This is a genomic window from Mycobacterium sp. 1245801.1 (assembly GCF_001673055.1).
Classification (GTDB): Bacteria; Actinomycetota; Actinomycetes; order Mycobacteriales; family Mycobacteriaceae; genus Mycobacterium; species Mycobacterium europaeum_A.
This window is the reverse complement of record NZ_LZKY01000138.1, coordinates 1-10,849: the sequence shown is the minus strand read 5'-3', so window position 1 is coordinate 10,849 and position 10,849 is coordinate 1. Positions and strand designations below refer to the sequence as shown.

General features: G+C 68.9%; 11 protein-coding genes and 1 pseudogene. 8 read left to right on the top strand and 4 right to left on the bottom strand.

The annotated features are described in order from the left end of the window. Positions 1 to 4 precede the first annotated feature (4 nt). Positions 5 to 229, top strand: a complete 225-nt coding sequence (locus A5622_RS28005) for an acyl-CoA dehydrogenase family protein (protein ID WP_369829228.1) — start codon at positions 5 to 7, stop codon at positions 227 to 229. Here A5622_RS28005 and A5622_RS08430 read toward each other — a convergent pair. Together A5622_RS08430 and A5622_RS08425 are read right to left on the bottom strand one after the other, a co-directional pair. After that, positions 169 to 1,128 (bottom strand): annotated as a pseudogene (locus tag A5622_RS08430) (acyl-CoA dehydrogenase family protein); the annotation flags it as partial. The gene A5622_RS28005 and the pseudogene A5622_RS08430 sit on opposite strands and share 61 nt — an antisense overlap. Before the next feature lie 10 nt (positions 1,129 to 1,138). After that, entirely contained in the window at positions 1,139 to 2,323 is a 1,185-nt protein-coding gene (locus tag A5622_RS08425; protein ID WP_066872387.1) for an acyl-CoA dehydrogenase, read from the bottom strand. Positions 2,324 to 2,460: 137 nt separating this feature from the next. Between A5622_RS08425 and A5622_RS08420 the strand changes: the two genes are divergently transcribed. From A5622_RS08420 to A5622_RS08410, 3 genes are read left to right on the top strand one after another with little or no spacing between them, the layout of a single operon-like run. Beyond that, a complete protein-coding gene (locus A5622_RS08420) occupies positions 2,461 to 2,832 on the top strand; it encodes a DUF3054 domain-containing protein (protein ID WP_066877860.1) in 372 nt (123 codons plus the stop codon). Between the two features lie 7 nt (positions 2,833 to 2,839). Beyond that, positions 2,840 to 3,721, top strand: coding sequence for a class I SAM-dependent methyltransferase (locus tag A5622_RS08415; protein ID WP_066877854.1), 882 nt, complete (start codon positions 2,840 to 2,842; stop codon positions 3,719 to 3,721). Positions 3,722 to 3,727: 6 nt separating this feature from the next. Further along, a complete protein-coding gene (locus tag A5622_RS08410) occupies positions 3,728 to 4,231 on the top strand; it encodes a GNAT family N-acetyltransferase (RefSeq protein WP_066877862.1) in 504 nt (167 codons plus the stop codon). Positions 4,232 to 4,429: 198 nt separating this feature from the next. Here A5622_RS08410 and A5622_RS08405 read toward each other — a convergent pair whose 3' ends face one another. Then, positions 4,430 to 5,176 carry an MBL fold metallo-hydrolase gene (locus tag A5622_RS08405; protein ID WP_066872395.1) on the bottom strand — a complete coding sequence of 249 codons (747 nt, stop codon included), beginning with the start codon at positions 5,174 to 5,176 and terminating at the stop codon, positions 4,430 to 4,432. 174 nt (positions 5,177 to 5,350) lie between these two features. On the opposite strand from A5622_RS08405, the gene fgd reads away from it, so the two are divergent. The 4 genes from fgd to A5622_RS08385 all read left to right on the top strand — a co-directional run bounded on the left by fgd (position 5,351) and on the right by A5622_RS08385 (position 10,542). After that, entirely contained in the window at positions 5,351 to 6,361 is a 1,011-nt protein-coding gene (fgd, locus tag A5622_RS08400) for a glucose-6-phosphate dehydrogenase (coenzyme-F420) (RefSeq protein WP_007768513.1), read from the top strand. Positions 6,362 to 6,390: 29 nt separating this feature from the next. After that, entirely contained in the window at positions 6,391 to 8,457 is a 2,067-nt protein-coding gene (gene pta / locus A5622_RS08395) for a phosphate acetyltransferase (protein WP_066872398.1), read from the top strand. Further along, positions 8,454 to 9,617 carry an acetate kinase gene (locus A5622_RS08390; protein WP_156749186.1) on the top strand — a complete coding sequence of 388 codons (1,164 nt, stop codon included), beginning with the start codon at positions 8,454 to 8,456 and terminating at the stop codon, positions 9,615 to 9,617. Before pta ends, A5622_RS08390 begins: the two co-directional genes overlap by 4 nt. Positions 9,618 to 9,693: 76 nt before the next feature. Beyond that, the gene (locus A5622_RS08385; protein ID WP_066877861.1) at positions 9,694 to 10,542 is read left to right on the top strand and encodes an endonuclease domain-containing protein; all 849 of its coding nucleotides are present in this window, start codon (positions 9,694 to 9,696) and stop codon (positions 10,540 to 10,542) included. 155 nt (positions 10,543 to 10,697) lie between these two features. Here A5622_RS08385 and A5622_RS27995 read toward each other — a convergent pair. After that, a partial coding sequence (locus tag A5622_RS27995; RefSeq protein ID WP_156752891.1) for a tetratricopeptide repeat protein occupies positions 10,698 to 10,849 on the bottom strand: 152 nt, incomplete at its 5' end.

The following is a 10,849-nucleotide window of genomic DNA, read 5'->3' as shown; positions in this document are numbered from 1 at the left end:
CGACATCGCCCGCACCTATCTCGACGACTGCCTGGCCCAGCACCTGGCCGGCGAGCTGACCGCCGCGCGCGCCGCGCGGCTCAAGTGGTGGACCACCGACCTGCAGGTGCGCACCGCCGACCGCTGCCTGCAGTTGCACGGCGGCTACGGCTACATGCGCGAATACGGCGCGGCGCGCGCGGCGGTCAGCTCGCCGGCCAGGTGCTGGGCCAGGCAGTCGTCGAGATAGGTGCGGGCGATGTCGATTTCGGTGGCCAGTTCGGCGAGGACGAATTGGCTGTTCTGGAAGCTGGCGATCGGTGAGCCGAACGCGGTGCGGTCCCGCACGTAGTCCAGCGTCTGGGCGAGGATGCCTTCCGCTGCGGCCACCGCCCCCACCCCGAGCGCGAGCCGCTCCTGGGGCAGGTTCTTCATCAGCTGGTAGAAGCCCTTGCCCTCGTCCTCGAGCAGATTGGCCCTGGGCACCCGCATGTCGGTGAAGGTGAGCTCGCTGGTGTCCTGGGCGTGCAGGCCGATCTTCTCCAGGTTGCGGCCGCGGGAGAACCCCGGTGTGGTGGGGTCGACGACCAGCAGCGACAGGCCGTGGTGACGGTCCGGCGAGGTGCGCACCGCGACGACGAAGAGGTCGCCGATCTGCCCGTTGGAGATGAAGGTCTTGGCGCCGTTGACGACGTAGTCGTCACCGTCGGGCACCGCCGTCGTGCGGATCCCGGCCAGGTCGCTGCCGGTGCCGGGCTCGGTCATCGCGATGGCGAGCACCGTCTCGCCGGTGACCACGCCGGGCAACCAGCGCCGTTGCTGTTCTGGGGTGGTCAGGTCGGTGAGGTAGGGCAGCACCACGTCGTTTTGCAGCGTGAAGGCGATGGCCTCGGCGGCCGCGCCCGCCCGCTGCAACTCGTCGATGACGATCGCGTTGTAGCGGAAGTCGGCCACGCCCGGGCCGCCGAGGCGCTCGGGTACGGAAAAGCCCAGCAGTCCGAGCTTTCCGGCTTCGATGAACAGCGCGCGATCCCACTGGCCGTCCCGTTCCCACTTCTCGTGATTGGGCACGACCGTCCGGTGCACGAAATCGCGTACCAATTCCCGGAACTGGTGATGCTCGGACGTGTACTCGAGGCGTGCGGCCATGGGTCTGTCGTCAGCGGAAGGCGTCGCTGCCGGTGAACGCCTGGCCGAGGACGAGCTGGTGCATCTCCGGTGTGCCCTCGTAGGTCAGCACCGATTCCAGGTTCACCATGTGCCGGATCACGGGGTATTCCAGCGATATCCCGTTGCCGCCCAATATGGTTCGTGCGGTCCGGCAGATCTTGATCGCTTCGCGGGTGTTGTTGAGTTTGCCGAAGCTGACCTGCTCGGGGCGCAGGCCCACGCTGTCCTTGAGGCGGCCGAGGTGCAGCGAGAGCAGCTGGCCCTTGTGCAGCTCGACCGCCATGTCGACGAGCTTGGCCTGGGTCAGCTGAAATCCGGCGATGGGCCGGCCGAACTGGGTGCGCTGCGTGGCGTAATCCAATGCGGCCTGCCACGCCGAGCGCGCCGCTCCCATGGAGCCCCAGACGATTCCGTACCGGGCCTCGGACAGACAGGACAGCGGCCCGCGCAGCCCCTTGGCCTCGGGCAACATCGCCTCGGCGGGCACCCGCACGTCGTCGAGCACCAACTCGCTGGTAATCGAGGCCCGCAGCGACAGCTTGTGATGAATCGTGTTGGCGGAAAAGCCCGGTGTCTTGGTGGGCACGATGAAGCCGCGAATCCCATCGTCGGTGGTGGCCCACACCACCGCGACGTCGGCCACCGAGCCGTTGGTGATCCACAGCTTGCGGCCGTTGAGCACCCAGTCCGAACCGTCTTGGCGCGCCCGGGTTTTCATCGCGGCGGGATCGGAGCCGACATCGGGTTCGGTCAACCCGAAGCAGCCGAGCAGCTCACCGGTGGCCATGCCGGGCAGCCATTCCTGCTTCTGCTCCTCGGACCCGAAATTCCAGATCGCGAACATGGCCAGTGAGCCCTGCACCGAGACCATCGACCGAAGACCGGAGTCGGCGGCCTCCAGCTCCACGCACGCCAGCCCGTAGTGCACGGCCGAGGCGCCGCCGCAGCCGTACCCCTCCAGGTGCATGCCCAGCAGCCCGAGCTGACCGAACCCCTTGGCCAGTTCGCGCACCGGGAGGTCGCCGATCTCGAACCACTCCGCCACGTGCGGCAGCACGTTCTCGGCGCAGAATTCCCTGACGGTGTCGCGCACCGCCAGCTCGTCGCTGGATAGCGAGGCGTCGAGGCCGAGCGGGTCGTCGCGGTCGAAGGCGGGCGGTGTCTGAGTGCTCATGTCCTCAGCCTGCCACCGTCGGGCCGCCGGTTACCACCGCCGGACCGGCGGAGTGAATGGGGATTCATTGCTGACGAATCTAGGTTCACCGCGGCTGCGCGGTCAAGGATCATGCGACGTCCCGGTAGTCTCGCTGCATGCTTAGGCTCCGGCGGCCGGCCTGGCTCGCGGTGGATGTCATCGGCGTGCTGGTGTTCTGCGCCGTGGGTCGCCGCAGCCACGACGAAGGTCTCAACATCACCGGCGTCGCCGTGACGGCGTGGCCGTTTCTCACCGGCACCGTCGTCGGGTGGCTCGTCTCCCGCGCGTGGCGCCGGCCGACCGCGGTGGCGCCGACCGGGGTCGTCGTGTGGCTGTGCACGGTGCTCGTCGGCATGCTGTTGCGCAAGGCGACCTCCGCGGGCGTGGCGGCGAGTTTCGTGGTGGTGGCGACGACGGTCACCGCGCTGTTGTTGTTGGGCTGGCGAGTGGCCGCCGGGCTGGCCCTGCGGCGGCGCTCCGGCGTCTGAGGCGACCATGGCGCAGACGGTTGACGTGGCGGTGACCGCAACTTTCGGCGCGGCCGCGCGGGCGGTGGCCACCCACCAGGGCCTGCTGAACGATCCCTTCGCCGAGCCGCTGTTGTGCGCCGTCGGGATCGACTACCTCACCCGCGCGATCACCGATCACGTGTTCGCGGCCGACGAGGGCGACGACCCGGCCATGACGGCGCTGATGGACGCGCTGGCGGCGCACACGCGGTTCGTGGACGAATTCCTGGCCGACGCCGGGCGGGCGGGCATCCGGCAGGTGGTCATCCTGGCGTCGGGCCTCGACACCCGGCCGTACCGGCTGTGGTGGCCCAAGGGCACCACGGTCTACGAGATCGATCGGCCGCAGGTGCTCGACTTCAAAGCCGAGGTGCTGCGCGGGCTGGACGCCACATTGGCCACCCACCGCTGTGCGGTCGGCATCGAGCTGCGCCAGGATTGGCCGGCGGCGCTGCGCCGGGTCGGGTTCGACGCCGCCCAGCCCACGGTCTGGGTCGCCGAGCAGCTGCTCGTCGGCTACCTGCCGCCCGACGAGCAGAACCATGTGCTCGACGCAGTCACCGCCTCGAGCGCCGCCGGTAGCCGGTTCACCGCCGATCACATGCCCACCTGGAATCCGTTGCAGCTCGGGGCCGAGCGTGCATTCGTCGACGGCTGGCGACAGCGCGGTCTAGACGTCGACCTGGCCAGCCTGACCTATCCGGGCGAATACCATTACGTGCCAGAGTATTTGGCGTCCAATGGCTGGGAGACCGCCGGGCGCGGCCGCACCGAACTGCTGGGTGCGCTGGGCCTGGGCAGGCGGCGAAGCACCGGAGTCGGCGACTCGGAGTTCATCCCGGAATACGTCACCGCGACACGCGTTTGAGTCTTGGTGATGCCGGAATCAACCACGCCCCGCGGCCGACTGCGGTTCGTGTCGGCCACTCACGACGACCCGCTGGCGCAACCGCTGCTGGCCGAACTGGCCGTCGAGTATGCGCAACGGTACGGCGGGACACCGAGCACCCACCTGACCTGGCTGCCCGTGCCGGAGGCCGAGTTGGCGCCGCCGGATGGCGGACTGCTGATCGGCATGGTGGACGGCGAGCCGGTGACCGGCGGCGCGTTTCGCCGGTACGACGCCGAGACCGCCGAGCTCAAGCGGATTTGGACCGACGCCAGGCACCGGCGCCGCGGTTACGCCAAGGCGCTGCTGGCGGCGCTGGAGGCCGAAACCCTGGCGCGTGGGTATCGGCGGCTCTACCTGATCACCGGGAACCGGCAGCCGGAGGCCGAGGCGCTCTATGACGCGACGGGATACACCCGGATAACACCGGATCCGCTGCCGTCGTGGGGCCCGTTCATTCCGATCGCCTTCGAGAAGTGGCTGGCTTGAGTTGAGCAGGCTCGGGTGTTTCGAGCGTTCGCTTCAGCCGTTTTCGCCTTCGCCGGTCGAGTGTGAATCGTCGGTTTTCAGTGTGAATCCTGGGCGGCGACACGCCGACAACACCCGCCGTAGGTTCACACTGAAGACCCAGGATTCACGATCAAAGCCCGATGCGATCGATTTAGCAACCGGCACAACGCCTCTCCACTACTGAGCCAGCGAGATGGCGCGCGCAGTCGCTTCCCGGATCGGGCCGCGCCACACGTCGCCGTGACCGGGCAGCAGCACCTCGGTGTCCAGCAGGGCCAGCGCGTCCAGGCTGCGCAGCGAGTTCTGCTGGCTGTGGCTGAACACCGCGGGCAGCAGCTGCGGCCCACCCCGACGCAGCAGTGGGTGCCCGGTGATCAGCGCGTCGCCGCTGACCAGCACCCCGTCCACCACGTACGAGCAGTGCCCGCTGGTGTGCCCGGGGGTGAACACCGGCCGCGGGTGCCCCGGCAGCCCGGCGGCCACCTCGGCGGTCAGTGGCCGGGTGGAGGGGATGCCGTCGCGGATCAGGCCGCCGCTGCGCAACACGTGCAGGCCCCACGCCGCCCAGCGCGGCCGCCAAATGCGCAGGGCCACATCGAAAACCGACGCCTGTTCCAGGTATTCGCGTTTGGCGTGGCCCACTTCCTCGGCGTGGCAGTACACGGCGGTGCCGTATTCGTTGGCGAGCCAGATCGCCGAACCCAGGTGGTCGATGTGGGCGTGCGTGAGCAGGACGGCCCGCACGTCACCGGGGCCGTAGCTCAGCTCCCGCAGCGACGACAGCACGTCCTCGCGGTCGCCGGGATATCCGGCGTCGATCAGCAGCACGCCGGTGCCATCGACGACCAGCGTCCAGTTAACGGCCTCGCCCCGGGCGAGGTAGACCGTGTCGGTCACTTGGACGAGGGTTGGCGCCGATCCCATGCCCGCGAGTGTAGAAGCCGGGCGCAGCGGGTCGCGACCGTCAGCAGAGGAGCGATCGCAAGCGCGGCGAAGCCGGGCGCAGCGGGTCGCGACCGTCAGCACAGGAGCGATCGCAAGCGCGGCGAAGCCGGGCGAAGCGGGTCGCGACCATCAGCACAGGAGTAGAAAGAACGAGTGGCTGAACTGAAACTCGGATACAAAGCGTCCGCTGAACAATTTGCACCGCGCGAGCTCGTCGAACTCGCTGTCGCCGCCGAGGGGCACGGCATGGACAGCGCAACCGTCAGTGACCACTTCCAGCCGTGGCGGCACGAGGGCGGACACGCGCCCTTCTCGCTGGCCTGGATGACCGCCGTCGGCGAGCGCACCAAGAGGCTGGTGCTGGGCACCTCGGTGCTCACCCCGACCTTCCGCTACAACCCCGCCGTCATCGCGCAAGCGTTCGCCACGATGGGATGCCTGTACCCGGACCGCATTTTCCTGGGCGTCGGCACCGGCGAGTCGCTCAACGAGATCGCCACCGGATACGAGGGCGAGTGGCCGGAGTTCAAGGAACGCTATGCCCGGCTGCGCGAATCGGTGCGGCTGATGCGCGAGCTGTGGCTGGGCGACCGGGTGGACTTCGAGGGCGAGTACTACCACACCAAGGGCGCCTCCATCTACGACGTGCCCGAGGGTGGCATCCCGATCTACATCGCCGCCGGCGGTCCCCAGGTGGCCAAGTACGCGGGCCGCGCCGGCGACGGCTTCATCTGCACCTCCGGCAAGGGCGAGGAGCTGTACAAGGACAAGCTGATGCCGGCCATGAAGGAGGGTGCGGAGGCGGCCGGCAAGAATCCCGACGACATCGACCGGATGATCGAAATCAAGATCTCCTACGACACCGACCCGGACAAGGCGCTGGAGAACACCCGGTTCTGGGCGCCGCTGTCGCTGACGGCCGAGCAGAAGACCAGCATTCACGACCCGCTGGAAATGGAGAAGGCCGCCGACGAGCTGCCGATCGAGCAGGTGGCCAAGCGCTGGATCGTGGCGTCGGATCCCGACGAAGCGGTCGAAAAGGTCGGCCAGTACGTGAAATGGGGCCTCAACCACCTGGTGTTCCACGCGCCCGGCCATGACCAGCGCCGGTTCCTGGAGCTCTTCGAGAAGGACCTGGCGCCGCGGTTGCGGCGGCTGGCCTAAGCGGTCTGCGGCGCCGTGCTGCCCGTCCAGTGACAGCGATCTATATCGCGGCCCCCGAGCCGGAGACCGGCAAGTCGACGATCGCGCTGGGGCTGCTGCACCGGTTGACCGCCACGGTCGCCAAAGTCGGTGTGTTCCGCCCGATTACGCGCTCCGACGACGGCGAGGACCGCGACTACATCCTGGAATTGCTGCTGTCGCGGACCACCGCGGGTCTGACCTACGAGCAATGCGTCGGCGTCACCTATGCGCAGCTGCACGCCGACGGTGACGCGGCCATCGCCGCCATCGTCGACGCCTACCACGCGGTGGCCGAGGCGTGCGACGTGGTGGTGATCGTCGGCAGCGACTACACCGACGTGACCCGGCCCGCAGAGCTTTCGACCAACGCGCGCATCGCGGTCAATCTCGGTGCGCCGCTGTTGCTGACGGTCAGTGGCAAGGGGCGCACGGCCGCCGAGGTCGCCAGCGTCGTCGAGGTCTGCCTGGCCGAGCTGGACGCCCAGCACGCCCACACCGCCGCCGTGGTGGCCAACCGCTGTGAGCCGGCCGAGCTGACCGAGGTCGCGCAGGCCCTGCGCAAATTCGCCCAGCGCAGCTACGTGCTGCCCGACGCGCCGCTGCTGTCCGCGCCGACGGTGGCCGAGCTGGAAAAGGCCGTCGGCGGGGCGCCGGTCAGCGGCGAAGAGTCACTGCGCGAACGCGAGGTCACCGGCGTGCTGGTCGCCGGGATGACCGCCGACCACGTCCTGGAACGCCTGCGCGACGGCATGGCGGTCATCACCCCCGGCGACCGCTCGGACGTAGTACTGGCCGTGGCCAGTGCCCATGCGGCCGAAGGCTTTCCGTCGCTGTCGTGCATCGTGCTCAACGGCGGTTTCCAGCTGCATCCGTCCATCGCCGACCTGGTCGCCGGGCTTCGGCTGCGCCTGCCCATCGTCGCCACCGCGCTGGGCACCTACGACACCGCCAGCGCGGCGGCGTCGGCCCGGGGCCGGGTCACCGCGACCTCGCAGCGCAAGATCGACACCGCGCTGGAGTTGATGGACAGCCACGTCGACGTCCCCGATCTGCTTGCCCAGCTTGCGATTCCGATTCCCACCGTGGTCACGCCGCAGATGTTCATTCACCAGCTGACGCTGCAGGCACGCGCGGACCGCAAGCACATCGTGCTACCCGAAGGCGACGACGACCGCATTCTGCAGTCGGCGGGCCGGGTGCTGCAGCGCCGCGTCGCCGACCTGACCATCCTGGGCGACGAAGCCCAAATCCGCCAGCGCGCGGGAGAACTCGGGGTGGACCTGGGCGACGCGACCGTGATCGATCCGCGCAGTAGCCCGCTGCGCGACGAGTTCGCCGACCAGTACGCGCAGTTGCGCAAGGCCAAGGGTGTCACGGTCGAGCAGGCCCGCGAGGCCATGCGCGACGCCACGTATTTCGGCACCATGCTGGTGCAGAACTCCCATGTCGACGGCATGGTGTCCGGCGCCGCGCACACCACGGCGCACACCGTTCGGCCGGCATTCGAGATCATCAAGACGGTCCCGGACGTCTCGACGGTGTCCAGCATCTTCCTGATGTGCCTGCCGGATCGGGTGCTGGCCTACGGTGACTGCGCGATCATCCCGAACCCGACGCCCGAGCAGCTGGCCGACATCGCCATCTCCTCGGCACGCACCGCCGCCCAGTTCGGCATCGAACCGCGGGTGGCGATGCTGTCCTACTCGACCGGCGACTCCGGCACCGGTGCGGACGTCGACAAGGTCAGGACGGCAACGGAATTGGTGCGCAAACGCGACCCCGACCTGCCGGTGGAGGGGCCCATCCAATACGACGCCGCGATCGAACCGTCGGTCGCGGCCACCAAATTGCGGGACTCGCCGGTGGCCGGTCGGGCCACGGTGCTGATCTTCCCCGACCTCAACACCGGCAACAACACCTACAAAGCGGTGCAGCGCAGCGCCGGCGCGCTCGCCATCGGGCCGGTGCTGCAGGGCCTGCGCAAGCCGGTGAACGACCTGTCGCGGGGCGCGCTGGTCGAAGATATCGTCAACACCGTGGCCATCACCGCGATCCAGGCGCAGGGGCGGCCGTGACGGAAACGAGTGGCTCCCGCCTGGTGCTGGTGATCAACTCCGGCTCGTCGTCGCTGAAATACCAAGTGGTCGACCCGGATTCGGGCACAGCCCGGGCGACGGGCCTGGTGGAGCGGATCGGAGAGGAATCGTCGTCGGTTCCCGATCATGACGCCGCGCTGCGCCACGCGTTCGACGCGTTGGCCGATGACGGTATCGACCTGAAGACGAGCGGCATCGTCGCGGTGGGGCACCGAGTGGTGCACGGCGGCAACGCCTTTTATCAGCCCACGCTGCTGGACGACGCGGTGATAGGCCGGCTGCACGAGTTGTCGGAGTTGGCCCCGCTGCACAATCCGCCCGCGCTCAAGGGGATCGAGGTCGCGCGCAAACTGCTGCCCGACATCGCCCACATCGCGGTCTTCGACACCGGATTCTTCCACGACCTGCCGCCGGCGGCAGCCACCTACGCGATCGACCGCGACCTCGCTCAGCGGTATCAGATCCGCCGATACGGGTTCCACGGCACGTCGCACCGCTACGTCAGCGAGCAGGCCGCCGCCTTTCTGGAGCGGCCCGTCGGCGACCTGAAACAGATTGTGCTGCATTTGGGTAACGGTTGCTCCGCCTCGGCGATCGCCGGTTCCCGGCCGTTGGACACCTCGATGGGGCTGACCCCGTTGGAGGGGCTGGTGATGGGTACCCGCAGCGGCGATATCGATCCCAGCGTCGTCGGCTACCTGTCGCACACGGCCGACATGGGCGTCGACGACATCGAGTCCATGCTCAACCAGCGGTCGGGCGTGCTGGGCCTGTCCGGTCAGCGCGACTTTCGCCGGCTGCGGACCATGATCGAATCCGGTGACCAGGCAGCGCAATTGGCCTACAGCGTGTTCACCCACCGGCTGCGCAAGTACGTCGGCGCCTACCTGGCGGTGCTGGGGCACACCGACGTCATCAGCTTCACCGCCGGGATCGGCGAGAACGACGCCGCGGTGCGCCGCGACGCGATGGCCGGCATGGAAGAACTGGGCATCGTGCTCGACGAGCGCCGTAATCTCGGCGGCGGCAAGGGGGCGCGGCAGATCTCGGCCGACGATTCACCGATCGCGGTGCTGGTGATCCCGACCAACGAAGAACTGGCCATCGCCCGCGACTGCGTGAGCGTGCTAGGCGGATAAGTAGCCGATACCGTGCGCTCGGGGCCTGTGCACAGACGCGCCCGCGGACCGCGTGCGACGTGAGATGGTTCGCGGCATGAGGCAAGTGCCGTTTATCGGCAGCGAGGAGCTGGCGTCGGGAAGGCTGAGTCGCCACCAGCTGCGGGCGGCCTACCGCGCGGTGTTTCCGAACGTGTACGTGCCCGCACACGTGGAGCCGTCGCTGCGGGTGCGCATCCGCGCGGCCTGGCTGTGGTCGGGCCGCAGGGCGGTCATCGCGGGAGCGGCCGCGGCGGCGCTGCACGGCGCCGAATGGATCCCCGACGGCGTGCCTGTTGAGCTGATCCATCCCAACACCCGTCCCCCGAACGGCGTGTTGACGCATCGGGAAACGCTGTATGCCGGTGAGACTCAGCGCCAGGACGGTCTGCCCGTCACCACACCGGAGCGAACCGCCTTCGACATCGGGCGGCGGGGCGCGGTGCGGTCCGCCGTGGTGCGGCTCGACGCCCTCGCGCGCGCAACGGGTTTCAAGGTCGACGACGTGCTGCGGGTCGCGATCGCGCACCCTCGATCGCCCGGGCTGCGGGCGTTAGAGGCCGCGCTCGAGCTGGTCGACGCGGGCGCGCAGTCGCCCCGGGAAAGCTACCTGCGGCTGCTGCTCATCGACGCGGGACTGCCGCGGCCGCAGACCCAGATCCCGGTGCTGGGGGCCGACGGCCTGCCGATCGCCTACCTAGACCTGGGCTGGCCGGACGCCATGGTCGGCGTCGAGTATGACGGCGACCAACACCGCACCGACCGACGCCAGTACGTCAAGGACATTCGCCGGATCGAAACGCTGGAGCGGCTGGGCTGGATCGTCGTCCGGGTCGTCGCGGAGGACCGGCCCGCCGCGATCATCCACCGGGTGCGTGCAGCGTTGACGAAATCGACTGTGAAATAGCGGCTTTCAGTGTGAAACCACGGTGTGGTTTGTCGGCGTGTCGCCGCCCAGGGTTCACACTCAACGCCCATGATTCACACTCGACGGGACGCGGGCCGGATGCCGCGCCCAAACGAGCGCCCAACCGGGCCCCGAGTCGCGCCCAACACGAACCCCTAGAACGTGCTGGTGGGGCGAACCCGGTTCGCCATGTCCACCAGCGCGTAGCGGTGCCGCTGGGTGGGGGCGACGCGGGCCAGGTTGCGCAGCGCCGCCTCGACCCCGAGCCGCAGCCCGTGCTCGGTGAACGGGAAGCCCAGGATGTGGT